The organism is Delftia sp. WSY_10 (genome assembly GCF_043104705.1).
GTDB classification, from domain to species: Bacteria; Pseudomonadota; Gammaproteobacteria; order Burkholderiales; family Burkholderiaceae_C; genus Comamonas; species Comamonas tsuruhatensis.
In genome coordinates this window covers 107,686-130,054 of sequence record NZ_JBICKY010000056.1, presented here as the reverse complement: position 1 = coordinate 130,054, position 22,369 = coordinate 107,686, and the positions used below count along the sequence as shown (strand labels likewise).

The window sequence follows — 22,369 nt, the reverse complement described above, 5'->3', positions numbered from 1 at the left end:
GTGGGGGTTTTCAGGGACAGAAGATGCTCTTGAGTGCCGCCACCAGCTTTTGCGCATCGGGATCGGCGATGCGGTAGTACAGGGTCTGCGACTCGCGGCGGTAGGCGACCAGGCCCTCCTCGCGCATGCGCGCCAGATGCTGGGACAGGGCCGACTGGCTCAGCGGGATACGCTCCAGCAGCCCGCCCACCGACAGCTCGCCATGCTCGATCAGCAGGCACAGCACCAGCAGGCGCCTCTCGTTGCCCACGGCGCGCAGCAGGGCGGCGGCGCGCGCCGCACCCTGCTGCAAGAAAGCCTGTTCGGAGGAGAGGATGGGTTGGTTCATGATTAAGAAAAATCTAATTTAGCAAATTCTAATATACTTGCCGGCAGGCTGCACTGGAGCCATCGACAAAGGAGTGCTTTCATGACCTCGCCGCTGCGCATCGCGCCATTCTTCGACGAAGCCACCCATACCGTGACCTACCTGGTCTGGGATGCGAACACGGGCGAGGCCGCCGCCATCGACCCCGTGCTCGACTACGACCATGCCAGCGGCCAGGCCCACACCGGCTCGGCCGATGCCGTGCTGGCCGCCGCGCAGGCCCAGGGCCTGCGCCTGCGCTGGATCCTGGAAACCCATGCGCATGCCGACCACCTCAGCGCGGCCCCGTACCTGCGCGAGCGCACAGGCGCCCCGATCGCCGTGGGCGAGCACATCCGCGAGGTGCAGCGCATCTTCCGCCCCGTCTTCAACCTGCCCGCGCCCGCCGGGGAGCCGCCTTTCGACCGACTGCTGGCAGACGGCGACAGCCTGCCCCTGGGCGGGCTGCGCATCGAGGTGATGCACACGCCCGGCCATACGCCCGCCTGCGTGTCCTACCGCATCGAGGATGTGGTCTTCGTGGGCGATACGCTGTTCATGCCCGACTACGGCACGGCGCGCGCCGACTTTCCGGGCGGCGATGCGCGCACGCTGTTCCGCTCCATCCAGCGCCTGCTGGCCCTGCCGCCCGCAACACGCCTGTTCATGTGCCATGACTACAAGGCGCCGGGCCGCGACCGCCACGCCTGGGAAACCACCGTGGCCGACCAACGTGCCGGCAACGTGCATGTGCACGCGGGCGTGGACGAGGCCAGCTTCGTGGCCATGCGCAACCGGCGCGACGCCACGCTGTCGGCGCCCGCCCTGCTGCTGCCCGCCATCCAGGTCAACATGCACGCAGGCCATTGGCCCGAGGCCGAGGCCAACGGCGTGCACTACCTCAAAATTCCGCTGCGCATGAAGCATCGGCCCCAGGCAGCGGACGCGAAGCAGGCGTAGAGTCGTCCGTTGGCTCCCCCACCCCTCTTGCGACACCCCCAGGACAAAGGACCTTCCATGATCCACAGCGCCCATGCCACCAGCACGGACACCCCCTATCGCGTCACGCTTGGCGACCCCCAAGGCCACAGCTGGCATGTGGACGAGCCCGCGGACAAGGGCGGCGGCGACACGGCGCCCAACCCCCTGCAGCTGCTGCTGTCGGCCCTGGGCGCCTGCACCACGGTCACGCTGCAGATGTATGCGGCGCGCAAGCAGTGGAAGCTGGAGCAGGTGGATGTGCAATTGCGCCTGAACCCCGAAGGCACGCCGGCCAGCGGCAACCTGATCGAACGCCAGATCACGCTGCAAGGCGACCTGGACGACGAGCAGCGCCAGCGCCTGCTGCAGGTGGCCGAGGCCTGCCCCGTGCACAAGCTGCTGGCCGGCGAAGTGCGCATCCAGACCGCGCTGCAGTTGCCCGCCTGAGCGAAGGACTGGCCACCATGCAAAAGGCCCTGCGGCAGGTATGCCGCAGGGCCTTCGGAGTGGACGGGGACATGGCCGGCGTCAGGCTTCGCTGACCTCGATCTCCCCCGTATCGACATAGAGTTCGAACTCCCGCTTGGCCAGCGACACGGTGATCGGCTGATCCTCCTGGGTCCAGGACAGCACATAGCTTCCGATGGCCGTGGTTACCTGCACACGGGTGCCACGCGGAATGTCTTCCAATTGGCCATCGCCTACCCGGTGCTGCACATTGCCGGTGACCGTGGCTTCGAATTTCTCGGGGAATCGCTGGACTTCCACGGCGCTCTGGACCGCCTCTTCAGCGGCTTCGGCGTGCGTCTGTACGGATGTATTCATGGCGTTTTCTCCTGTAAGAGTGAGGCCGGCGCCCGCCAAAAGGACGGGCGCCGGGCCGTTCCTCGAATGTAAACAATGTTCCTGAGAATGCGCTGTCAGCGAACAGGCCCAATATCTGCGATCCTGGTTTGCCTGCTGCGCCGAGCTGCACGACACTGGTGGCCTCCCCCACGAACCAGGCCGATCCGCCCATGTCCGACACGTCCCCACCCAACTCCCAGCCCCAGCACCTTCCCACCCGCACCGCCGACGTGGGCGGCATTCCCATCCAGCGCGCCATTCCGCAGCGCGCCCTGCGCAAGGTCGGTGCCTGGTGCTTTCTCGACCACGCCGGCCCCGCCGATCCCGCGCCGCCCGGCATGCAGGTCGGCCCGCATCCCCATATCGGCCTGCAGACCTTCACCTGGATGATCCGCGGCGAAGTGCTGCACCGCGACAGCCTGGGCAACACCCAGATCATCCGGCCCGGACAGGTCAATCTGATGACGGCAGGCCACGGCATCGCCCATTCCGAGGAAAGCCAGACGCCCTCGCACATCCACGCCGCCCAGCTGTGGATTGCGCTGCCCGAATCGCACCGCAACGGTCCGCCTCGCTTCCAGCACTACCCCGAGCTGCCCAGGACCACGGTGGGGGACTTCACGGCCACGGTGCTGGCCGGCGAGGCGCTGGGCCTGACGTCGCCCGCCGAGGTGCACACGCCCCTGATGAGCGTGGACCTGCATGCGGACAGCGCACGCAGCGCCAATGCCGTCGCCACGTTGCCGCTGCGCGCCGATTTCGAGCATGCCGTGCTCAGCCTGGAAGGCGACGTGCGCGTGAACGGCCAGCCGCTGCCGGTGGAGGAATTGCTCTACCTGCCCCTGGGCACGCCCTCGGTCGCCATCGAAGCGGCGCCCGGCAGCCGCCTGCTGGTCATTGGCGGCGAGCCCATGGATGAAGCCATCTTGCTGTGGTGGAACTTCGTGGCGCGCACGGGAGAGGAAATCGCCGAGGCCCGCGCGCAGTGGGAGGCCGAGACCCGGCAGCCCGCCACTGCGGCGCGCCGCTTCGGACCGCCGCTGGCTTCGCCCCTGGCGCCGCTGCATGCGCCTTCGCTGGACGGCGTGGTGCTGCGCGCCTCGCGCTGAAACGCGCCGTACCGCAGTCTTCGCGGCGATCGCTGCCCCAGCAAAAAGGCGCCCCGAAAGGGGCGCCTTGCCGTTGATGTTGCGGGAGTTTCGAGGGTCAGGCCGGGCTGGCCGCATCCACCTCGGTGCCATCTTCCACGCCGCGCACGCTCTCGCGGCCATGCTTGTCCTTGAGCTTGCCCAGATCGGTTTCCACCGCCCGCTTCAGCTTATCGATGGCGGCGTTGAAGGCGTCCTTGACCTTCTCGGCCTCGGCGTTCACGGCGATCGGCGGGCGTCCGTTGGCCCGGGTCTCCAGAACGCAGCGCTTGCCGGGAGCCCCCGAGGTCTTGAGCGCATCGACACCCGTGAGGAACACCTCCACGCGCACCACATAGTCCTTCAATCTCGCCAGCTTGGCGTTGATTTCTTCCTGCGCCCATTGCGCCAAGGACTCGCCACCCTGGATCGAATCGTCGGCATGAACCTGAACTTGCATGCATATCCTCCTAGTCGCCAAAAGCCGCACCACCGGCGCGGCGGGGTTGTCGGGGCCATTGATGAACTGGCGAAACCATCGTAACGCCATGCGGGCTGCCTGCACAGCAAGTCGCACCCTGCGTCGTCAGGTTTTTCGCACTGCAGCATCCGCAGTCCCCACCCTGCCTACAGGCTACACCCAGAGGGGCGACGCCGGGTTCAGCGCGCTGAAGAAGCTTGAGATGCCTCAAGACAACTCTTGCATTCACCTACACCTATTTGCGGTGATGGCCCTGCGCCGGTCGCGGGCGTTCAACCCCTTCCTACAGGTCGCAGGCACGATTGGGCTTACAACGTGACCATCAGGACTTTCCCCTTGCCCACCACCCCATGAGCCCACTTGCCTCACGCCGCCTCAAGATCGGCCTTTCGGCCTGTTTCTCCCATGCGGACCCGCAGCGTCCGCTGTTCACGGGCAAGACGCTGCAGTACGTGGAGCAATCGATAGCGCACTGGATCATGTCGGCCGGCGCCATGGTGGTGATGGTGCCCTGCCCCACAGGCGAGACCGCGCGCGGCGATGTGACGCTGGAGCACTATGCCGAGTGGCTGGATGGCGTGGTCATGCATGGCGGCGCCGATGTCTGGCCCGGCAGCTATGGCGAGGAGCCCATGCGCCCCGAATGGCTGGGCGACCGCGTGCGCGACCTCTACGACCTGGCCGTGGTTGAGGCGTTTTCCCAGGCCGGCAAGCCCATCTTCGGCGTCTGCCGCGGTCTGCAGCTGATCAACGTGGCCTTCGGCGGAACGCTCTACCAGGACATCGAGACCCAGGTGCCCGGCTCGCAGCTGCACCGCAATCCCACCGAGTACGACCGCCACTACCACGACATCGCCATCGTGCCCGGCAGCCGGCTGGAGGCGCTGTACCCCACGCTGGACCGCGCACGCGTGAACAGCATCCACCACCAGGGCATCAAGGACGTGGCGCCCGAGTTCGATGTGGAGGCCTGGAGCCTGCCCGACCGCATTCCCGAGGCCATCTTCCGCAAGCCCGGCACGCTCAAGAGCTATATCGCCGCCACGCAGTGGCACCCCGAATTCCAGTTCCGCAACCCGGACACCAGCACGCTGGATGACAGCGTGCTGCTGCGCGACTTCCTGGCTGCCTGCTCACGCGCCCGCGTGAGCCCGGCCGTGAGCCACAGCCCCTTCCAGATCCGCAACCGCGCCGCGCGCCTGCTGCGGCGCGCCTTGCTTCGCAGGCATTGACGGCTCGGCGCCGCCAAGCGCCTGCGCCACCACCTGCTGCAACTGCCCGCGCAGCCACGCATGGGCGGGATCGGCCTGGTGGCGCGCGTGCCAGATCATGAACATGGGCAGCGGCGGGCAGTCCACGGGCACCGCAACGCTGGCCAGCGATGACAGGGCCGTGCGGCCCAGCAGCGACGGCGCCGTCGCCAGCAGCGGCGTGCCGCGCACAAAGGCGGCCAGCGCCGCAAAGCCCGGCACGCGCACGGCAAAGCAGCGCTCCAGCCCGCGCGCCTGCAGTTGCAGGTCCAGGTCCAGCGCCTGGCGGTCGGCATAGGCCACGGTGGCGTGGTCGGCGCGCAGATAGTCGGCCAGGCTGGCCGGCGGCTGTCGCACGGCGCTGTCATAGAAGACTGCGTACTCATCGCTGAACAGGCGCTTTTGCACGATGTCCGTGGCATCGGGCGGGCGCGGGCTGATGGCCAGCAGGCAGGCGTCCGAGCGCAGCAGTTCGGCATCCGGCGCGCCGCTGTCGATCACGCGCAGCACCGTCCCGGGCGCGGCTGAGCGCAGGCGCCGGGCCAGCGCTGGCAGCAGCAGCTCGCGCTGCAGGTCGTTGGCGGCAATGGTGATCTCGGCACGCCAGTGCGCGGGGTCAAAGCTGGGCCCTCGGCCGAACTGCTGCATCTGCCGCAGCAGCTCGCGCGCAGGGTCCTGCAGCGCCAGTGCATGGGCCGTGGGCGCAATGCCCCGCCCCTGCCGCACGAACAATCGGTCGCCCGTGATGGCGCGCAGCTTGTCCAGCAGATGGCTGACGGCCGATTGCGTCACGCCCAGGCGCTGCGCCGCCGCCGTGACGCTGCCGGTCTCCAGCACGGCCAGCAGCAGTTGCAGCAGCCTGCCATCGAGCTGCGATCCATCGATTTGTCTCATGCATTCCATGATTGGCCGCCGCTTTATCTTTGGCAACGCGCGCCGGACACTGCCGCTGATCCAACGCAAATACCGGAGACAAAACATGGCCGATCAGCCGCAGATTCCCGGCACCACCCTGTTCGACGGCAGGCAGGCCCGCAAGGGCTATGCGCTCAACAGCATGTGCTTTTCCTTCAACGAGCTGGCCAACCGCCAGGCCTTCCTGGCCGACGAAGAGGCCTATATGCGCAGCTACGGGCTGAACCAGGAGCAGGCCGAGGCCGTGCGCGCGCGCAACGTGCTGCAGATGATCGCGGCCGGCGGCAACGCCTACTACCTGGCCAAGCTGGCCGGCATCTTCCACCTGGACATGCAGGACATAGGCGCCCAGCAGACCGGCATGACCAAGGCCGAATTCCAGGCCCTGCTGCACTCGCACGCCTGAGCCCCGCCGCAGACCACACGCAAGACACAGTACAGGAGACACCCACCATGGCACATCTCATCGGCGGCCTCGGCACCTCGCACATTCCCGCCATCGGCAACGCCATCCACAAGGGCCTGCAGAACGAGCCGTACTGGAAGCCCTTCTTCGACGGCTTTCCGCCCATCCGCGAATGGCTGGCCGCCCAGCGCCCCGACGTGGTGGTGGTGTTCTACAACGACCACGGCCTGAACTTCTTCCTCGACAAGATGCCTACCTTCGCCGTGGGCGCGGCCGAGCGCTACTGCAACGCCGACGAAGGCTGGGGCATTCCCACGCTGGCACCGCTGCGCGGCCACGCGGAGCTGTCATGGCACCTGATCGAGTCCCTGGTGGGGGAGGACTTCGATGTGGTCAGCTGCCAGGAGATGCTGGTGGACCATGCCTGCACGCTGCCGCTCAAGCTGTTCTGGCCCGAGGGCGACTGCCCTGTGGCCGTCGTGCCGGTGTGCATCAATACCGTGCAGTTCCCGCTGCCCTCGGCGCGCCGCTGCTATGCGCTGGGCCAGGCCGTGGGCCGGGCGATTGCGCGCTGGAACAGCGACCAGCGCGTGGCCGTCATTGCCTCAGGGGGCCTGTCGCACCAGCTCGATGGCGAGCGCGCGGGCTTCATCAACAAGGCCTTCGACCTGCAATTCCTTGAAAGCATGGCCACCAATCCCGAATGGGCCACGCAGTTCAGCGTGCATGAACTCGTGGAAAAGACCGGCACCCAGGGCGTGGAACTGCTGATGTGGCTGGCCATGCGCGGCGCCCTGTCCGCGGCTGCGCCCGGCGTGCGCCGCGTGCACGGCAACTACCACATACCGATCTCCAACACCGCCACGGCGCTGCTGGCGCTGGAGGCGGTCTAGTCGCAAAGCACAAAGGCCGCCGGGCATGCCAGGCGGCCTTTGTGCTCTGCGTAGCCGTGCGGACCGGGTGTATCCCGGCCCTGCCTCTCAATGGTGGTGGCCGTGGCCGCCGTGCACGTGGCGGTGCTCGATTTCCTCGGGCTTGGCCGCGCGCACTTCGGTGACCTTGCAGGCAAAGTGCAGCGCCATGCCGGCCAGCGGGTGGTTGCCGTCCAGCAGCACCACGGGGCCCTTGATCTTGACCACGTGGTAGATCTGGGGCTGGCCCTGGTCATCCGTGCCGCGCAGCTGGCCGCCCACCTTCACGCCGGGCGGGAACTCGCCCTTGGGGATGGTGCGGGTCAGGCTCTCGTCGCGCGCGCCGAAGGCGTCTTCCACGGCCAGGTCCACGGTCAGCGTGTCGCCCACGGCCTTGCCGTCCAGGGCGGCTTCCACCTTGGCGAAGATGTTGTCGTAGCCGCCATGCAGATAGGCCACGTCGCCCTTGTCGAGCAGCTTGCCCAGCTTGTCGGTGATCTTGTAGTTGATGGTGACGGCGGTGTCTTTGGTGATGTTCATGGCAAAGGCCTTGGAAAACCGCAGCGCAAAAGGCGCGCCGCGCAAAGCCGTCATTGTCGGCGACCTGGGGCATTCCAGCGTCGGGACCGGGGGTTCACCGGCTGCCCAGCCTCAGCCCAGGCACTCGCGCGCGCATTCGAGCAGGCTGCGCGCCCAGCGCGCGCGGGCCGAGGTGTTCAGCCACAGCAGGCCGACCTTGCGCGCATCGGCAGGCCGGGGGCCTTCGCCGCCGGCCTGATCGGGCAGCGCCAGCACGCGCACGTCGCGGCCCTGGGAGAGCACGGGGCCGATGTCGGGCACCAGGCCCACGCCCAGCCCCTGGTCCACCATCATGGCCACGGCCAGCACCGAGTTCAGCTCCATGCGCTCCAGCGGCGCAATGCCCTGGGCGCGCAGGTAGCGGTCGGCCAGCCGGCCACCGGCCAGGGAGCGGTCGTAGCGCACCAGGGGCCTGGTGCGCAGCAGGGCCAGCGGATCCTGCTGCGCGTCGCGGGCGCGGCACAGCACGACCAATGGCTCCTGGCGCAGCTCGGCCCAGCACACGGTCTTGGGCAGGTCGAACGAGGGTTGCAGGCAGATCAGCACGTCCAGCTCGGACTGGACCAGGGCCGTGTACAGCTCGGGCGTAAGGCCGGCGCGCACGCTGATGCGCACCTCGGCGTGGCGCGCCACGAAGGCCCGCATCACGGCGGGCACAAAGCCGTGCAGCGCCGTGTTCACGGTGCCCAGCCGCAGCTCGCCGCCGTCCGCGTCCGAGGCCACCCATTCGCGCAGGCCCTCGAAGTCCTGCAGCAGCTGGCGGCCGCGCTCGAACAGCCGCTCGCCCGCCTCGGTGGCGCGCACGCTGCGGCCATGGCGCACCAGCAGCGGCGCACCCAGCTCGCCTTCCAGCACGCGCATCTGCTGGGCAATGGCCGAGGGGCTCAGATCCAGCTGGCGAGCGGCTTCGGACATGGAGCCGGTGTCCACTACTCTCAAGAAATTGTGTATGTATCTCACGTCCATTTCACACATTTTCTTGAATCACAACGCAGATGCAACTGCTGTTTTCCCAGGCTGCGCTGCACCACACTGCGTGACAACGACTATTTCCAGGAGACAGACGCATGGATTCCCGGCCCACCGCTCAAACCTCTCAAACCGCTCAAGCCTCTCAGACCTCTTTGCCGCGCCGGATGTGGCTGTCCGCCGCCGCTGCCGCGCTGGCCGCCTGTGCGCTGCCGGCCTGGGCCCAGAAGCGCGGCAGCCGCCTGGTGGTGCCGTTTGCGCCAGGCGGCGGCAACGATGTATTTGCGCGGCAGATGGCGCACGGCCTCAACGAGTCCTTCGGCTACGGGATGATCGTGGAGAACAAGGCCGGCGCGGGCGGCAACCTGGGCACGGAAGCCGTGGTGCGTGCAGCCGGCGACGGCGGCACCTGGCTGCTGGGCCATACGGGCACGGTGTCCATCAATCCCTCGCTGTACCCGGGCCTCAAGTTCAATGCGGCCACCGATCTGCAGCCGGTGGCCATGTTCGCATCGTCGGCCCTGCTGCTGGTGGTGCCGGCTTCCTCGCCCGTGCGCAGCGTGGCCGACCTGGCCGAGCAGATGCGCAAGCGCAGCGGCGAGATGAACTACGCCTCCAGCGGATCGGGCACGGGCGGCCACCTGACGGGCGAGATGTTCGCCCACGCGCTGGGCGCCAAGGCCATCCATGTGCCGTACAAAGGCACGGCCCCGTCGCTGACCGACCTGGTGGGCGGCAATGTGGACTTCAGCTTTGGCGTGATTCCCGCGGCCATGGCCCTGGTGAAGGCCGGCAAGCTGCGCGCCCTGGCCGTGACTGGCGCCAAACGCCAGCCCCAGCTGCCCGACGTGCCCACGGTGGCCGAGTCCGGCGTGCGTGCGCTGGCCGACTTCGAGAGCTCGCTGACCTACGGCATCCTCGCGCCCAAGGGCACGCCTGCCGAGACGGTGCGCGCGCTGGGGCGCGACGTCCTCAAGGTGGCGTCTGCCGAATCCTTCCAGTCGCGCCTGGGCATCGAGGGCGCCGTGCCGCTGCTGGGCGATGGCGCGCAGTACGCGGCCCGCATCCAGGTGGAGAGCGCCAAGTGGGCCGCCGTGATCAAGGCCTCGGGCGCCACGGCCTGAGACCGGCAAGGACAGCATGTCATTGGTGAAGGACTATCTGGGCCCGGCCGACAGCGGCCACTGGTTTGCAGACGCGCGCTGGCTGGACGCGCTGCTGCGCTTCGAGAGCGCGCTGGCCCAGGCCCAGGCCGACTGCGGCCTGGTGCCGCGCCCGGCCGCCGAGGCCATTGCGCGCGCCTGCGCGCAGGCGCCGCTCACGTGCGAAGGCGTGGTGGAGCAGGCGCGCGCCAGCGGCGCGCTGGGCCTGGCTGTGGTGCGGCCGCTGCAGCAGTGGCTGCAGGCCTACGCCCCGGAAGGCCTGCCCTGGCTGCACTGGGGTGCGACCACGCAGGACGCCGTGGACACGGCGCAGGCCCTGCTCACGCAGCAGGCCCTGCAGGCGCTGCTGGCCGAGCTGGGCGGGCTGCAGTCCGCGCTGCAGGCCCTGGCCCGCACGCACGCGGCCACGCCCATGCTGGCGCGCAGCCTGCTGCAGCCCGCGCAGATCACCAGCTTCGGCTTCAAGTGCGCGCAGTCGGCAGCCGCCGTGGGGCGCAGCATCGAACAGTTTGAAAGGCTTGCCACCGCTGCGCTGTGCGTGCAATTGGGCGGCGCCGTGGGCAATGGCGCCGTGCTGGGAAGCCACCGTGCCGAGGTGGAGCAGGCACTGGCCCGGCGCCTGGGCCTGTCGGCCTGCGGCCGCAGCTGGCATACGCAGCGCGACGACTGGATGCGCCTGGCCATGGAGGCCGCCGTATGCGGCGGCAGCCTGGCCAAGCTGGCCCGGGACTGGTCGCTGATGGCGCAGTACGAGGTGGGCGAGGTCAGCGAGGCGCCGCGCGGCAGCACCTCCAGCGCCATGCCGCACAAGCGCAATCCCGTGCACCTGATGCAGGCGGTGGCACAGGCCCAGGCCATCCCCCAACTCGCGGCCCTGCTGCTGGGCTGCATGGCCCAGGCCCATGAACGCGCGCTGGGCGAGTGGCAGGCCGAGGTCGCCCACTGGCCCGATCTGTGGCGCCATGTGCATGGCGCCGCCGCCGCATTGCGCCAGGCCGCCCAGTCGCTGCAGGTGCATCCGCAGCGCATGCTGGGCCATGTGCGGGGCCTGCAGGGACTGGTGTTTTCAGAGGCCTGCGTGCACGCCATGGCGCCCTGGACGGGCAAGCCCGAGGCCCTGGCCGCCGTGGAGCTGCTGGCCCCGCAGGCGCTGGAGCAGGGGCGCGAGCTGCGCCTGCTGCTGGCCGAATGGGCTGCGCCCCGGCTGGACGCAGCGGCCCTGCAGGCGCTGCAAGATGCGCTGGCCCGGGCCTGCGACCCGGCCCGCGCCGTGCAGGCATCGCATGATGCATGCCTGGCGCTGCTGGCAGCGCCGCAGACCCACGCCCACGCCAATGCCCATTCCGATGCTTGACACAGGAACCCCCGCCATGACCGAATCTTCCGCCGACGCCCTGCAGCGCGGCCTTGCCAACCGCCGCCGCGTGCTGGGCGATGAATGGGTGGACCAATCCGTGGCGCGCGCCAACGAACTGAATGTGGAGTTCCAGCGCATGATCACGGCCTATGCCTGGGACGGCATCTGGAGCCGCCCCGGCCTGGAGCGCCGCACGCGCCGCATCATGGTGCTGGCCATCACGGCATCCATGGGCCGCTGGGAAGAGTTCGAGCTGCACATCCGCACGGGGCTGCTGGCCGACCCGGCCGATGCCGAGGCCGCGCCGCTGGACCTGGACACCATCCGCGAAGTGCTGCTGCAGACCGCCGTCTATGCCGGCGTGCCCGCAGGCAACACCGGCATGGCCATCACGCTGAAGATCCTCAAGGAGCTGGGGCGCACGCCCGCGCCGGCCAGCTTTCACCCACCCGCAGACACGGCCTGACCGGACTCAGGCGGCCGGAGGCTGCTCCTCGGCCGCAGCGCCCGGGTAGCGCGCAAAGCGCCGGTTCTCTGCGCCATGCACCGGGTCCTGCTCGGCCCAGGGCCATCCGCCGAACTGGGTGCGCCGGTAGTCCTGCATGGCCTGCATGATTTCCTGCTGCGTGTTCATCACGAAGGGGCCGTACTGCGCCACGCTCTCGCCGATGGGGCGGCCCTGCAGCACCAGGCATTCCACGGCGTCGGCGCCGCTGTTGTGCAGTTCCCAGTCCTGCGTGGCATCCACATGCAGGGCCGCATGCTGGGCCAGCGCCGTGGGCCCGACCTGCAGTGCCTGGCCCGCAAAGAAATACAGCATGCGCTGCGTGTCCGCGCCGGCTGCGCGCGGCAGCGTCCAGCGTGCGCCGGGCTCCAGGCGCAGCGTCCAGATGGCCACGTCGCCCTCGGGTTGCGAGGCCCAGGATTCGGGCGGCGGAGGCAGGGCGGCCGCCGTGCCGGGCAGGCTGCCTGCGACCACGGTGACCACGGTCCTGCGGCCTGCGGCGTCCGCATGCTCCAGGCGCGGGATGCGTTCGTTCCAGAACATGGTGAAGTGCGGCTCCACCATCTTGGAGCGAGCAGGCAGGTTCAGCCAGATCTGGAACAGCTCCAGCGGATTGGGCGCGTCGCTGTTGAGCAGCGGGAACATCTCCGAATGCTGGATTCCCTTGCCGGCCGTCAGCCACTGCACGTCGCCGCCGCCAAAGCGCGCGGCTGCGCCCAGCGAATCGGAATGGTCGATCAGGCCCTTGCGCACCAGGGTCACGGTCTCGAAGCCGCGGTGCGGGTGGCCGGGAAAGCCCGGCACGCCATCGCCGTGGTACATGGAAAAGCCGTCCTTGCGGCTGAAGTCGCTGCCCATCTGGCGGCCTTCCAGGTCCACGGCCTGCACGCCCAGTCGGCCATCGCTGGGCGGATAGGCATCGTCATGGTGGGCACAGAACAGGAAGGGGTCCATGGTGGGCCACAGCGGGCCCAGCGGCTGGCTCTGGAGGACGGGGGTGGTGGCTGCGGTCATCGTGGCTCCTGTGAGGCTGCGCCCGCAAGAAAAGGGGGGCGCTGCATTCTCGGACAGATGCGGCCCCCGCGCCGGTTTTGAAAGCCACCATGGCTGGGACAGTGCGGCCCAGGAATGCAACGCCCGCCGGGTCAGTTGCGCGGCGGCGTCACCAGGCCCTTTTGCACGGCCGGGCGCGCCACGAAGGCGGCCAGCACGCGCTGCAGCTCGGGAAAGCGCTCCCAGCCCAGCAGTTCGGCCGCGTTGTAGCCCTGCTCCACCACCATGTTGCGTACCCAGGGCCACAGGGCGATGTCGGCAATGGTGAACTGCTCGCCCATCACCCAGGCGCGGCCGGCCAGGCGGCGCTCCAGCACACCCAGCAGGCGCACGGACTCGTTCACGTAGCGGTCGCGCGGACGCTTGTCCTCGAAGTCCTTGCCCGCGAATTTGTGGAAGAACCCCAGCTGGCCGAACATGGGGCCGACGCCACCCATCTGGAACATCAGCCACTGCAGCGTTTCATAGCGCGCGGCCGGGTCGGCGGGCAGCAGCGGGCTGCCGGACTTCTCGGCCAGGTAGACCAGGATGGCGCCCGACTCGAACAGCGCCAGCGGCTTTCCGCCCGGACCCTGCGGGTCCAGGATGGCCGGGATCTTGTTGTTGGGAAAGGTGTCCACGAACTCGGGCGAGAGCTGGTCATTGCTCTCGAAGCCCACGCGGTGCGCCTCATACGGCAGGCCCATCTCCTCCAGAGCGATCGACACCTTGACGCCGTTGGGCGTGGGCAGGGAATACAGCTGGATGCGGTCCGGCTGCATGGCCGGCCACTTGCGCGTGACGGAAAAGGCGGAAAGCGGATTCTGTGGAGTCATGGGGCACCTTGAAGGCTGGACGGGTTCGCCAAGAAATCGATGGCCGCTGCATCGTAGCGTTCGGCGCCCAGCCATGCTTGGCACGCCAAATAACGGCGGACCCGGCCCTGCCGCCGGGTCATGACAACCCACGCAGATTGCATGGCCAGTCTCCGCGCTCGCCGCCATGCACCGGCTACCGAGGCGCTCGGATGGAGGCGCACGGCTGAACCGTGCACCGCCCGCCCGGCGCAGCTCTCAGCGCGGCGCGACGGGCTTCTGGACCAGGGCCACGCTCAGGCCGTCCGGCGTCACCGTGATGGCGCCGGGCTCCATGTTCAGAGAGTCCATCAGGGCCAGGTCCTTGTCCTGCAGCTGGTAGAGCACGAGCTGGCCCAGCGCCTGCTCGGCCAGGGCGCTGGCGTAGGTGGTGATCATGTCGCTCATGGCGGGGGCCAGGTCGTTGATGACCAGGCTGTTGACCTTGATCTGGTGGGCGCGCAGCGTGCGGTCCGTGGGCTCGTAGCGCAGCGCGAAGTCCAGGTTCAGATGGCCGCCATAGGCTTGCTTGAGCACGGGTCCCGACAGATCGGCCTGCAACACCGCATTGAGCGCGTTGCGCTCGGGCAGCAATCCCAGCACCGGCGAATGCAGCTTGAGCTGCAGCATGCCGGCCACGGGGAATTGCCGTGGAAAGCGCTGGGCCACCACCTCCTGCAGCCTTTGCCGCGAAATCGAGACATTTCCAGGCCCGGACTTTCCCGAACATCCGGTCGCAGCCAGGCTGCAGCCCGCGGCCAGGACCATCAACAAAAAGCGGCGATTCATCACGACAGCACAAGCCCCAGAAAGCCCGACACGAAACCCTGAAGCGCCATGCATGCCATACGCATGGCGCTATGTTTTTTGAGATCGGCATTGTCCCGCCAGGGGCTATTCCCTGTCCCTGCAGTGGGTGTTGCCCGGCACCTGCGCGAAGGCGCTTCACAGCGAGTGCCCATCGGACATAGGCAGTACCGCCCTCCGTACGGAAACATCACCCAATCCTTCTGGCCGGCCCTCCCGCCCGCCCAGCTTTGCCGCGGCCTTGGGCACGGCCCTTCACCGGCGCATGAATCTATTCATATATTCATTCATTGATTTGCATAAATCATTGATTTTCAATAAATTACCCCTTATTTTTATTCATTCATCAATTGATTCCCATGGCCTTGGAAGACCTCTCCACCCAGGTACTGGCGGCACTGCGCCGCCAGGGCGGTGCGCTGGCGGCGCGCGAGCTGCAGCAGATGCTGGGCGTGAGCCAGCCCACCGTGTCGCGCGCGCTGGCGCCGCTGATCCGGTCGGGCCAGGTGCGCAAGGTGGGTGCGGCGCGCACGCAGCGCTATGTGCTGCCGCGCCAGGTGACGGGCGTGGGCGCCGAGGTGGCCATCATGCGCGTGGATACCGAAGGCCACGCATCGCCCTTCGGCCGCATGATCGCGCTGCACGGCGGCGGCTTCTGGGTGGACGAGGCCGATGGCCTCAGCGAGCAGCACGACGGCCTGCCCTGGTTCCTGGACGACATGCGGCCCCAGGGCTTCATCGGCCGCACGTTTGCGCACAGCCATCCCGAACTGCAGTTGGGCGGCGACCCGCGCCAATGGGGCGAGGACGACGTGCTGCGCGCCCTGGCCCGATTCGGCGAGGACCTGCCGGGCAACCTCATCGTGGGCGAAGCCGCGTTCGAGCGCTTCCACACCCTGCCCGCCCGCGCGCTGCGCGCCGAGTCGCCGGCCGAGTATCCGCGCCTGGCCATGCAGGCCATGCAGGGCACGCATCCGGGCTCGTCGGCGGGCGGCGAGCAGCCCAAGTTCTGCTGCACCACGGCCGGGCGCAGCGTCATCGTCAAGTTCTCCCCGGCAGGCGACGCGCCGGCCGAGCAGCGCATACGCGACCTGCTGGTCTGCGAGCATCTGGCGCTGCAGACCCTGGCCGAAGACGGCCTGCCCGCCGCGCGCACGCGGCTGTTCATGGATGGCGGCCGGGCCTTTCTCGAATCGGAGCGCTTCGATCGCAGCCAGCCCGAGCCGGGCTGCGCACCGCCGCCGGACCGCAACCCCGGACGCATAGGCATGGTCTCCCTGCAGGTGCTCAATGCCCAGTACGTGGGCGAGGTGGACAACTGGGCCGCCACGGCCAGCCGCCTGGCGGCGCGTGGCCTCATCACCGAGACCGATGCGCGCAGCCTGCGCCTGCTCGAGGCCTACGGCCAGCTCATCGCCAACACCGACCGGCACTACGGCAACATCTCCTTCGTGCTGCCGCAGCCGCAGGGCGACTGGGCGCTGTCGCCCACCTACGACATGCTGCCCATGCTCTACATGCCCATCAATGGCGAGATCGTGGAGCGCGACTTCAGCGCCCAGCCCCCGCGCCCCACGGCCGCCACGCTGGCCGAATGGCCGCGCGCCCAGGCACTGGCGCGGCGCTTCTGGCGGGCCGTGGCGCAGGATGCGCGCATCTCCGGGGAATTCCGCAGTATTGCCGAAAGCAATCTTGATGCCCTTGCCGCCTGATTTTCAATCACCTCCAATGGAATCAATGACACCACCTGTTGATAACCAATAGAAATCCTCTTGAAAAATCTGTGCATATTGGTTGGAAAAACCTCTGCACAAACTGTTATCCATCTGCGTAGAACCGGCCATCCACAGCCTCGGCCCGCCACCGCCTGCACAATCGAAGCTTTCCTCATCCGACCAGACACGGGCCCCCGATGACCAGCATTGCACCCCCCTCCGCCGCAGACCCCCGCATTGCCGACGTGCTCGGCTACTGGCTGGGCTCCACCCGCCCCGACAATGCAAGCGCCCTGGCCTGCAAGAACCTGTGGTTCATCAAGTCCGATGCCACCGACAACCAGATCCGCGAGCGCTTCGGCGCCCTGGTCGAAGACGCGCTGGCCGGCCGACTCGACGCCTGGGCCGGCACGGCGCTGGGCAGGCTGGCGCTGATCGTGCTGCTGGACCAGTTCACGCGCAACCTGTTCCGGGGCACGGCGCGCAGCTTTGCGGGCGACCCGCAGGCGCTGCAGCTGGCGCTGGACGGCATCGCCCAGGCCCATGACCGGCATGCCGACCTGCCCGCCGTGGCCCGCATCTTCTGCTACCTGCCGCTGGAGCATGCCGAGGACCTGGCCCTGCAGGACCGCAGCGTGGCCGCCTTCCAGGCCCTGGCCGACCAGGCCGGTGACGCTGTCGGCGAGGGCGTGCGCGAGTTCCTGGCCGGCACGCTGGACTACGCCCACCGGCACCGCGACGTCATCGTGCGCTATGGCCGCTTTCCGCACCGCAATGCCATCCTGGGCCGCACCAGCACGCCCGAGGAACTGCAGTACCTGTCCCAGCCCGGCGCAGGGTTCTGAGAGCGCAGCGGATCTCCTTCACCCACAAAAAAAGGGAACGTGCCAACGTTCCCTTTTTTGCTTTCGGCGCCCTGCCGGCATTCAGGCCGGCTGCGCCTGCGGCTGGCGCTCGCCGCCCTTGCGCTCGCCATCACGCATGCGCAGCGCCCAGCGCTCGATGGTGTAGAAGGACAGCGCCGACAGCACCACCGAGATCGCCAGGCCCAGCACCACGACCACGGGCCACGAGAAGTCGGCGCGCAGATAGCGCACCACCGGGTAGTGCCAGAGATAGACGCCATAGGACAGGCGTCCCAGCTTCACCAGCATGGGCGACGACAGCATGTCGTAGACCAGGCCCGAGCCCTGGCTCACCGCCACCAGCAGCACAACGGCCGCGCACTCCACCACGGTGATGCCCCAGACCATGGCGTCCTGGTTGTCCCATTGCAGCGCCATCAACAGCGGCACGGCCAGCGGCACCCACATGGCGTGGTGCATGCGCGCCTTCAGCGCAGCGATGAAGTCCGGGCGCTCGATCATCAGCGCCGCCAGCAGCGCACCGGCGAACAGGCCCGAGGCGCGGGTGTCGAAGCGGAAGAAGATCTCATAGAAGTGCTGACCCTGGTCCACCCAGTACACGCGCCACAGCCAGCTCAGCGCCCACAGCAGGGCAATGGGGCGCCACAGGCGGCCCGGCTTGGAAAAGCGCAGCAGCAGCACCAGCAGCGGCGGCCAGATCAGGTAGAAGTGCTCCTCCACCGACAGCGACCACATGTGCAGCAGCGTGTCCGGGCTGTCGAAGAAGGCGATGCCGTAGTCGGCCAGATAGAGGATGGAGACCAGCGCATCGGAGTAGATGTCGTTCAGGTCCGGCCACAGCATGGGCGCGAAGATGCAGTACGCGGCCAGAAACAGGGCCAGCGCCGGCATCAGGCGGAAGAAGCGGCGGCGGTAAAAGCGCCAGAAGCCGATGCGGCCCTCGGAATCGTTCTCCATCAGCAGCAGCGAAGTGATCAGATAGCCGCTGAGCACGAAAAACAGGTCGACCCCGAAGAACGCGCCATCAAACAGAGGCGCATGGGAGTGCGACAAGATCACCAACAGGATCGCCACGCCCCGCAGCCCGTCAAGGGCGGGGTTGTAGCGCAGTTTGAAATCCTTGACCACCAAAACCGGACACCTTTCCAACGCCGGAGCAATGGGCCCCGAGCCATGAACAAACCCCAAGAAAATGGAGCACGCGGCCATGGCGCAGCCGGCCCCGAAGGGTGCAACGCATGGTCCAGCGCGATAAGAGAGACGGCACGTCCCAAGGTTCCCGGCGGATGCGGTGAACAGCAATCCGCGTGCCGCGGTGCGGCGCGCCCTGAGGATGCGGGCCACCTCGACGGGCAGCCCTGCGTGCACGAACAAGCCCCGCTTGAGCGGGGCCAGGCCGATGAATTTCAGCGAAATCCGATTCTAGCCATCACCGCCCGGGGACGAGGTTCGATGGACATTCAGCCCGGGATCCTATGCCCCCGCCCTGCCGTCCACCCGCCTTTCTTCGCACGCCGCGAGTATGGGAGGCGCCCTGCAGCCAGAACGTAACAGGAGGTTTGTGCTGGCGCCGCTGCACCCTGGCCCATTCCACCCCGTGAAGCCACCGGCGCACACCGGGCCGGTGCGATGGATGTGCCGTCAACAATTTGGAACAAAACGACGCCAATCCCAATGAACACAAGCGTTTACCGCTATCGTTTTTTTTCTTCAGGCGTACAGCGGGATAAGACGGCGTCCTGCAGACCCCGGTGCGCGGCACTGTCTGCCTGCACCGGCTGCTGGTTCTTGGCGCGCAGATAGTGCTCGGTGAACAGCGCCAGGTAGCTCTCCAGCGCGCGGCCCGCGCGCCGGTCGCCCGCATCGCCCGTCAGCTCCAGGCACAGGGCGGCCACCTCGCTGGTGCAGAAGTGGTCTTCGCGCTGGGAGCGGCGCAGGCGGTACTGCGAGACCTGATCCGGGTGCAGGCTCAGCACCGGAAAGCGGTCCAGGTAAGGGCTCTTGCGGAACATCTTGCGCGCCTCGGGCCAGGTCGCATCCAGCAGGATGAACAGCGGGCGCCGCTCCTGGCCCGGCACGACCGCGGCCTGGGGCACCGGCAGCGTGTGCACCACGCGATGCGGCGGCTGTACGAACTCGCCCGGAAACACCACATAGGGCTGCCACTGCGGATCGGCCAGCAGCGCCAGCAGGCCCGCATCGGCCTCGGTGCGCGCCCAGCCGAAGGCGTGCGTCTGCTCCACCACATCGGCGATCAGCCAGCCCGTGTTGCTGGGCTTGAGCGGCTCTGCATCGTGCATCAGCAGGCAAAAACCCGCCCGCGTCGGCAGCATGGGCCGCAGCGCGCAGATGCAGTGCGAAGGCCGCAGCCGGCAACCCTCGCAGCGCTCGCCGCGCGGCCCGCCGCGCGACAGGAACGGCCGCGTGCTGCGCGCCAGCCGCTGCGTGCGCAGGCGCGACACCGCATGCGGTGCCACGCCCGAATCCACGCCACGCAAATAGGACAGGGGCACCGGAGACGCCGGAGCCTGGTCAGGCAGCTCCATGCTCATCCCACGCTTTCCAGCTCGAACAGCGGCAGCTCGGCGCGGCGGCTCAGCCACACGCCGCCGCCCAGTTCCTTGAAATGCTCGGCCAGCCCGCGCCGGTACAGATCGGCCCGGTGGCGGAACAGGCGCGGATCGGTCAGATCCTCATCGATCACGCCGCGTTCGTAATCCTCGCGCGCCACCGCCTCCACATACAGGCCGCCTCGGCTCAACCGCCCCAGATTGGCCAGCGCGCGCTTTAGATCCGGCGGGCTCAGATAGGGCAGCACGCCCTGGCAGATCACCAGATCGAAGGGCTCTGCAGGATCATGCGCCGCATAGTCCACCACCGAGCCGCGCTCCCAGCCGAAGCGTCCGCACAGGTACTCGCTGAACTCCACGCCGTGGTAGCTGGCACCGGGGAAGTGGCGCTGCACCGCCTCGCGCCACAGACCGATGCCGCAGCCCACATCCAGCACGCGGCGCACCGGCACCCGCACATAGTTCAGATAGGAACACACGAAAGCGCCCAGCCGGTTCACATGCTCGGTGTCGACCACGCTGGTCTTCTTGTCGAAGTAGTAGCGCTGGTAGTACGCCTCGTCGAACCACTGGTCACTTGCTGATTGCACGCATTCTCCTTGGGAGTGAGCGCCCGGTGGGCGCGTTCGGGCGGGAGTATGGCGCAGAGGGCAGTGGGTATGGGAACGCGTGTTTTTTGCCCCTGCCGGGTGATGCTTTTTTCCGAGGCCGGACCTGTCCGGTTGTCGACCAATTTCTTGATCGCCCGCATAAGCCAAGACAGTTGCTACTCCGCAAGACAGACTGATTTGCATATCAGATCACAACAACAGCCGCCCAAACATCTAAAAAACTGCGAGATATGACAAAAAGATCAGGATTGCATAATTTTACAAATTCAACCCAACCACTCAATACCCATCATGGCTAACATATCAACGGCAATTACGATATCCAGCAAAATACCAAATTAACACCCATGGGCCATCGGCAGGCCTACATCATTGGTACTAAAATGCTAATAATTGATAGAAATGGAATAGCAATCCACTCCCTTATAAAGCGAGCCATCGCACCCACCATTGAACGTGGTGAAATGAAGGAAATTCATGGCATCATTGTTCATCAAACTGGAGGATCGACAGCACAGTCTTCAATTGATAGTTACAAAAACCCATCAGCAAATGGAGCACATTTCCTGATAGAGAAAGATGGAACAATATATCAAACCGCTTCCCTTTACAAACAAACATGGCACATTGGCAAAATAAAAGCGCGTTGTTTACTGGAAAAGCGATGCACGCCAGTTGAATTAAAATCGTTACAACGCTTCAATCCAGCCCAAGAGAACAAGCGCGAGATGCTGAAAAAGGTTCCAGCACGATTTCCGGCCAACCAAGACAGCATTGGCATTGAATTGGTAGGTGAAGCACTTCCTCGTGGCGGGAACATACCAGACGAAAAGAAAACTTATCAGGCCGTTACAAGCGAGCAGAACAATGCACTACAGTGGCTTATCGCGGAATTAACGCTGACACTAAGAATATCTATGAGCGAAGTTTTCAGGCACCCAGAAGTCTCTAGAAAAAATCCTACGGAAGCGATTTCAGCAAAATGGTGAGATCACTATTAACCTTACCCCTGCTAGTTGTTATGGCTAGCACCGCCTCCGCCGCCAATCAATGCACAAAAGGCTCAGAGTTCGAGCCGCCACTGTGCCCACTGATACTTCCCAAGATCAGCCAGATCACCATCCAGGAAAACGCGGCCAAATCGCCCGTCGAAAAAGACCCAGCGATGAGTTGCGCCAACTTTGTCCTGACCATCTCCCAGGTGCGCCGTTATTTTCAACAGGCAAAAACCACCAACGAAAACGACGCACACTACACGCTAGACTGGTCGCCCTGCTATGCAAGCGGCGAAATCGCATTCAGCGATGGCAGCCGTGGAAGTTGGAGCATCAACCAGTTCCGGGGCGGTGCGCTGTTCCTGGAGGGCAGGGACAAGACGGTATTGCACTGCCCAAAATGCAAGTTCAAGCCATTTCAATGGTGATTGTTCTGGCGCGGCACCACGTTGGCCAATCGCAATAAAAACAGCCGAGTGCAGCTATGGCACATCGGCTATTTGCATTTTGGCGTTTCGACGTCAGGGCTCCAGCCCCGAAAAAACACCGTCCGGCACGGTCAGAAACTTAGGCCTTCGGCGGCCGATGCAACAGGCACAGCTTGTTGCCATCCAGATCCCGCACATAGGCCAGGTACAGCCGGCCACCGGGCGAAGCCTCGCGCCAGCCGGGCGGATCCTCGCAGGTCACGCCCCCGGCTGCCACGGCGGCGGCATGGGCCGCGTCGGCCTGCTCGGGCGACTGCGTCGCAAAGCCGATGGTCGCGCCATTGCCGTGGCAGGCGGCCTCGCCGTTGATCGGTGTGGAAATGGCAAACGTGCCGCCCGCGCTGCGGTAGAAATAGCGGTTCTTGTTGGCCATGCCCGGCGCAATGCCGAGCGCGCCCAGGAATGCGTCGTAGAACTGCTTGGATTTTTCGAGGTCGTTGACCCCGACCATGACGTGGCTGAACATGCCTGTGTCTCCTTGGTTGATGCGAACCGGGATGTTAGCTGCGGCAAGCCGTCCTGCTGTCACCCATGCGCGCCAGCGACCATACTGTCGCCCCCGCCAGAGCCGGCGGACATTGGACCGATACCGCGA

26 protein-coding genes are annotated in these 22,369 nt (G+C 66.7%); 13 read left to right on the top strand and 13 right to left on the bottom strand.

The window, feature by feature from the left end:
* Positions 1-10 precede the first annotated feature (10 nt).
* Entirely contained in the window at positions 11-328 is a 318-nt protein-coding gene (locus tag ACF8ML_RS23195) for a helix-turn-helix transcriptional regulator (protein WP_017404646.1), read from the bottom strand.
* 81 nt (positions 329-409) lie between these two features.
* Here ACF8ML_RS23195 and ACF8ML_RS23190 point away from each other — a divergent pair, with 81 nt between their 5' ends.
* Positions 410-1,306: an MBL fold metallo-hydrolase gene (locus tag ACF8ML_RS23190; protein ID WP_392408128.1), complete on the top strand. Its 897-nt coding sequence runs from the start codon at positions 410-412 to the stop codon at positions 1,304-1,306.
* Positions 1,307-1,363: 57 nt separating this feature from the next.
* The gene (locus ACF8ML_RS23185) at positions 1,364-1,774 is read left to right on the top strand and encodes an OsmC family protein (RefSeq protein ID WP_047473446.1); all 411 of its coding nucleotides are present in this window, start codon (positions 1,364-1,366) and stop codon (positions 1,772-1,774) included.
* Between the two features lie 81 nt (positions 1,775-1,855).
* Here the strand turns inward: ACF8ML_RS23185 and ACF8ML_RS23180 are convergent, their stop codons facing one another.
* Positions 1,856-2,152: a hypothetical protein gene (locus tag ACF8ML_RS23180; protein ID WP_392408127.1), complete on the bottom strand. Its 297-nt coding sequence runs from the start codon at positions 2,150-2,152 to the stop codon at positions 1,856-1,858.
* 191 nt (positions 2,153-2,343) lie between these two features.
* Between ACF8ML_RS23180 and ACF8ML_RS23175 the strand changes: the two genes are divergently transcribed.
* Positions 2,344-3,282 carry a pirin family protein gene (locus ACF8ML_RS23175; RefSeq protein WP_016452068.1) on the top strand — a complete coding sequence of 313 codons (939 nt, stop codon included), beginning with the start codon at positions 2,344-2,346 and terminating at the stop codon, positions 3,280-3,282.
* A gap of 97 nt (positions 3,283-3,379) precedes the next feature.
* On the opposite strand, the gene ACF8ML_RS23170 is transcribed toward ACF8ML_RS23175, so the two are convergent.
* The gene (locus ACF8ML_RS23170; RefSeq protein ID WP_016449850.1) at positions 3,380-3,760 is read right to left on the bottom strand and encodes an HPF/RaiA family ribosome-associated protein; all 381 of its coding nucleotides are present in this window, start codon (positions 3,758-3,760) and stop codon (positions 3,380-3,382) included.
* Positions 3,761-4,131: 371 nt separating this feature from the next.
* Here ACF8ML_RS23170 and ACF8ML_RS23165 point away from each other — a divergent pair, with 371 nt between their 5' ends.
* Positions 4,132-5,013 (top strand): gamma-glutamyl-gamma-aminobutyrate hydrolase family protein, encoded by an 882-nt coding sequence (locus tag ACF8ML_RS23165; protein WP_012202849.1) that lies wholly within the window; start codon positions 4,132-4,134, stop codon positions 5,011-5,013.
* Here ACF8ML_RS23165 and ACF8ML_RS23160 read toward each other — a convergent pair.
* Positions 4,915-5,934: a LysR family transcriptional regulator gene (locus ACF8ML_RS23160; protein ID WP_392408126.1), complete on the bottom strand. Its 1,020-nt coding sequence runs from the start codon at positions 5,932-5,934 to the stop codon at positions 4,915-4,917. The two genes, ACF8ML_RS23165 and ACF8ML_RS23160, sit on opposite strands and share 99 nt — an antisense overlap.
* A 76-nt stretch (positions 5,935-6,010) precedes the next feature.
* Here ACF8ML_RS23160 and ACF8ML_RS23155 point away from each other — a divergent pair, with 76 nt between their 5' ends.
* Positions 6,011-6,352 carry a protocatechuate 4,5-dioxygenase subunit alpha gene (locus tag ACF8ML_RS23155; protein ID WP_392408125.1) on the top strand — a complete coding sequence of 114 codons (342 nt, stop codon included), beginning with the start codon at positions 6,011-6,013 and terminating at the stop codon, positions 6,350-6,352.
* A 47-nt stretch (positions 6,353-6,399) separates the two neighbouring features.
* Positions 6,400-7,245: a class III extradiol dioxygenase family protein gene (locus tag ACF8ML_RS23150; RefSeq protein WP_016449853.1), complete on the top strand. Its 846-nt coding sequence runs from the start codon at positions 6,400-6,402 to the stop codon at positions 7,243-7,245.
* 87 nt (positions 7,246-7,332) lie between these two features.
* Here ACF8ML_RS23150 and ACF8ML_RS23145 read toward each other — a convergent pair whose 3' ends face one another.
* Together ACF8ML_RS23145 and ACF8ML_RS23140 are read right to left on the bottom strand one after the other, a co-directional pair.
* Entirely contained in the window at positions 7,333-7,803 is a 471-nt protein-coding gene (locus tag ACF8ML_RS23145) for a peptidylprolyl isomerase (RefSeq protein ID WP_034399899.1), read from the bottom strand.
* 111 nt (positions 7,804-7,914) lie between these two features.
* The gene (locus ACF8ML_RS23140; RefSeq protein WP_047326367.1) at positions 7,915-8,808 is read right to left on the bottom strand and encodes a LysR family transcriptional regulator; all 894 of its coding nucleotides are present in this window, start codon (positions 8,806-8,808) and stop codon (positions 7,915-7,917) included.
* A 101-nt stretch (positions 8,809-8,909) separates the two neighbouring features.
* Between ACF8ML_RS23140 and ACF8ML_RS23135 the strand changes: the two genes are divergently transcribed.
* Genes ACF8ML_RS23135 through ACF8ML_RS23125 form a run of 3 tightly spaced genes read left to right on the top strand, consistent with a single transcriptional unit; the run spans position 8,910 to position 11,797 of the window.
* Positions 8,910-9,935 carry a Bug family tripartite tricarboxylate transporter substrate binding protein gene (locus tag ACF8ML_RS23135; protein WP_392408123.1) on the top strand — a complete coding sequence of 342 codons (1,026 nt, stop codon included), beginning with the start codon at positions 8,910-8,912 and terminating at the stop codon, positions 9,933-9,935.
* Between the two features lie 16 nt (positions 9,936-9,951).
* On the top strand, positions 9,952-11,328 hold the full coding sequence (locus tag ACF8ML_RS23130) for a lyase family protein (RefSeq protein ID WP_392408122.1): 1,377 nt from the start codon (positions 9,952-9,954) through the stop codon (positions 11,326-11,328).
* Between the two features lie 16 nt (positions 11,329-11,344).
* Positions 11,345-11,797 (top strand): carboxymuconolactone decarboxylase family protein, encoded by a 453-nt coding sequence (locus ACF8ML_RS23125; RefSeq protein ID WP_088165816.1) that lies wholly within the window; start codon positions 11,345-11,347, stop codon positions 11,795-11,797.
* Positions 11,798-11,803: 6 nt separating this feature from the next.
* On the opposite strand, the gene ACF8ML_RS23120 is transcribed toward ACF8ML_RS23125, so the two are convergent.
* The 3 genes from ACF8ML_RS23120 to ACF8ML_RS23110 form a co-directional block, all read right to left on the bottom strand.
* The gene (locus ACF8ML_RS23120; RefSeq protein WP_012202840.1) at positions 11,804-12,850 is read right to left on the bottom strand and encodes a pirin family protein; all 1,047 of its coding nucleotides are present in this window, start codon (positions 12,848-12,850) and stop codon (positions 11,804-11,806) included.
* A gap of 131 nt (positions 12,851-12,981) precedes the next feature.
* Positions 12,982-13,704, bottom strand: a complete 723-nt coding sequence (locus tag ACF8ML_RS23115; RefSeq protein ID WP_016449860.1) for a glutathione S-transferase C-terminal domain-containing protein — start codon at positions 13,702-13,704, stop codon at positions 12,982-12,984.
* Between the two features lie 237 nt (positions 13,705-13,941).
* Positions 13,942-14,391 carry a DUF1439 domain-containing protein gene (locus tag ACF8ML_RS23110; protein ID WP_223275342.1) on the bottom strand — a complete coding sequence of 150 codons (450 nt, stop codon included), beginning with the start codon at positions 14,389-14,391 and terminating at the stop codon, positions 13,942-13,944.
* 497 nt (positions 14,392-14,888) lie between these two features.
* On the opposite strand from ACF8ML_RS23110, the gene yjjJ reads away from it, so the two are divergent.
* Together yjjJ and ACF8ML_RS23100 are read left to right on the top strand one after the other, a co-directional pair.
* Positions 14,889-16,241 (top strand): type II toxin-antitoxin system HipA family toxin YjjJ, encoded by a 1,353-nt coding sequence (gene yjjJ, locus ACF8ML_RS23105; protein ID WP_392408121.1) that lies wholly within the window; start codon positions 14,889-14,891, stop codon positions 16,239-16,241.
* A 200-nt stretch (positions 16,242-16,441) separates the two neighbouring features.
* Complete coding sequence (locus tag ACF8ML_RS23100; protein WP_392408120.1) at positions 16,442-17,089, top strand: DUF924 family protein; 648 nt, start codon at positions 16,442-16,444, stop codon at positions 17,087-17,089.
* An 81-nt stretch (positions 17,090-17,170) separates the two neighbouring features.
* On the opposite strand, the gene ACF8ML_RS23095 is transcribed toward ACF8ML_RS23100, so the two are convergent.
* The 3 genes from ACF8ML_RS23095 to ACF8ML_RS23085 form a co-directional block, all read right to left on the bottom strand.
* A complete protein-coding gene (locus tag ACF8ML_RS23095; RefSeq protein WP_016449864.1) occupies positions 17,171-18,319 on the bottom strand; it encodes an acyltransferase in 1,149 nt (382 codons plus the stop codon).
* 485 nt (positions 18,320-18,804) lie between these two features.
* Positions 18,805-19,662: a tRNA-uridine aminocarboxypropyltransferase gene (locus ACF8ML_RS23090; RefSeq protein ID WP_392408119.1), complete on the bottom strand. Its 858-nt coding sequence runs from the start codon at positions 19,660-19,662 to the stop codon at positions 18,805-18,807.
* Positions 19,659-20,270 carry a class I SAM-dependent methyltransferase gene (locus tag ACF8ML_RS23085; RefSeq protein WP_016449866.1) on the bottom strand — a complete coding sequence of 204 codons (612 nt, stop codon included), beginning with the start codon at positions 20,268-20,270 and terminating at the stop codon, positions 19,659-19,661. The genes ACF8ML_RS23090 and ACF8ML_RS23085 overlap by 4 nt, the downstream gene beginning before the upstream one ends.
* Positions 20,271-20,638: 368 nt before the next feature.
* On the opposite strand from ACF8ML_RS23085, the gene ACF8ML_RS23080 reads away from it, so the two are divergent.
* Positions 20,639-21,280, top strand: a complete 642-nt coding sequence (locus ACF8ML_RS23080; protein WP_392408117.1) for an N-acetylmuramoyl-L-alanine amidase — start codon at positions 20,639-20,641, stop codon at positions 21,278-21,280.
* A gap of 32 nt (positions 21,281-21,312) precedes the next feature.
* Positions 21,313-21,714, top strand: coding sequence for a hypothetical protein (locus tag ACF8ML_RS23075; protein WP_392408116.1), 402 nt, complete (start codon positions 21,313-21,315; stop codon positions 21,712-21,714).
* Positions 21,715-21,853: 139 nt separating this feature from the next.
* On the opposite strand, the gene ACF8ML_RS23070 is transcribed toward ACF8ML_RS23075, so the two are convergent.
* A complete protein-coding gene (locus ACF8ML_RS23070) occupies positions 21,854-22,240 on the bottom strand; it encodes a VOC family protein (RefSeq protein ID WP_012202828.1) in 387 nt (128 codons plus the stop codon).
* Positions 22,241-22,369 lie beyond the last annotated feature (129 nt).

Coding starts and splice junctions, on each gene's coding strand:
- ACF8ML_RS23150 (WP_016449853.1), top strand. CDS start 6,400: ATGGCACATCTCATCGGCGGCCTCGGCACCTCGCACATTCCCGCCATC.
- ACF8ML_RS23080 (WP_392408117.1), top strand. CDS start 20,639: ATGGGCCATCGGCAGGCCTACATCATTGGTACTAAAATGCTAATAATT.
- ACF8ML_RS23070 (WP_012202828.1), bottom strand. CDS start 22,240: ATGTTCAGCCACGTCATGGTCGGGGTCAACGACCTCGAAAAATCCAAG.
- ACF8ML_RS23165 (WP_012202849.1), top strand. CDS start 4,132: ATGAGCCCACTTGCCTCACGCCGCCTCAAGATCGGCCTTTCGGCCTGT.
- ACF8ML_RS23075 (WP_392408116.1), top strand. CDS start 21,313: ATGGCTAGCACCGCCTCCGCCGCCAATCAATGCACAAAAGGCTCAGAG.
- ACF8ML_RS23125 (WP_088165816.1), top strand. CDS start 11,345: ATGACCGAATCTTCCGCCGACGCCCTGCAGCGCGGCCTTGCCAACCGC.
- ACF8ML_RS23155 (WP_392408125.1), top strand. CDS start 6,011: ATGGCCGATCAGCCGCAGATTCCCGGCACCACCCTGTTCGACGGCAGG.
- ACF8ML_RS23185 (WP_047473446.1), top strand. CDS start 1,364: ATGATCCACAGCGCCCATGCCACCAGCACGGACACCCCCTATCGCGTC.
- ACF8ML_RS23170 (WP_016449850.1), bottom strand. CDS start 3,760: ATGCAAGTTCAGGTTCATGCCGACGATTCGATCCAGGGTGGCGAGTCC.
- ACF8ML_RS23175 (WP_016452068.1), top strand. CDS start 2,344: ATGTCCGACACGTCCCCACCCAACTCCCAGCCCCAGCACCTTCCCACC.
- ACF8ML_RS23090 (WP_392408119.1), bottom strand. CDS start 19,662: ATGAGCATGGAGCTGCCTGACCAGGCTCCGGCGTCTCCGGTGCCCCTG.
- ACF8ML_RS23135 (WP_392408123.1), top strand. CDS start 8,910: ATGGATTCCCGGCCCACCGCTCAAACCTCTCAAACCGCTCAAGCCTCT.
- ACF8ML_RS23120 (WP_012202840.1), bottom strand. CDS start 12,850: ATGACCGCAGCCACCACCCCCGTCCTCCAGAGCCAGCCGCTGGGCCCG.
- yjjJ (WP_392408121.1), top strand. CDS start 14,889: ATGGCCTTGGAAGACCTCTCCACCCAGGTACTGGCGGCACTGCGCCGC.
- ACF8ML_RS23100 (WP_392408120.1), top strand. CDS start 16,442: ATGACCAGCATTGCACCCCCCTCCGCCGCAGACCCCCGCATTGCCGAC.
- ACF8ML_RS23130 (WP_392408122.1), top strand. CDS start 9,952: ATGTCATTGGTGAAGGACTATCTGGGCCCGGCCGACAGCGGCCACTGG.
- ACF8ML_RS23180 (WP_392408127.1), bottom strand. CDS start 2,152: ATGAATACATCCGTACAGACGCACGCCGAAGCCGCTGAAGAGGCGGTC.
- ACF8ML_RS23190 (WP_392408128.1), top strand. CDS start 410: ATGACCTCGCCGCTGCGCATCGCGCCATTCTTCGACGAAGCCACCCAT.
- ACF8ML_RS23145 (WP_034399899.1), bottom strand. CDS start 7,803: ATGAACATCACCAAAGACACCGCCGTCACCATCAACTACAAGATCACC.
- ACF8ML_RS23160 (WP_392408126.1), bottom strand. CDS start 5,934: ATGGAATGCATGAGACAAATCGATGGATCGCAGCTCGATGGCAGGCTG.
- ACF8ML_RS23140 (WP_047326367.1), bottom strand. CDS start 8,808: ATGGACGTGAGATACATACACAATTTCTTGAGAGTAGTGGACACCGGC.
- ACF8ML_RS23195 (WP_017404646.1), bottom strand. CDS start 328: ATGAACCAACCCATCCTCTCCTCCGAACAGGCTTTCTTGCAGCAGGGT.
- ACF8ML_RS23095 (WP_016449864.1), bottom strand. CDS start 18,319: ATGGCCGCGTGCTCCATTTTCTTGGGGTTTGTTCATGGCTCGGGGCCC.
- ACF8ML_RS23115 (WP_016449860.1), bottom strand. CDS start 13,704: ATGACTCCACAGAATCCGCTTTCCGCCTTTTCCGTCACGCGCAAGTGG.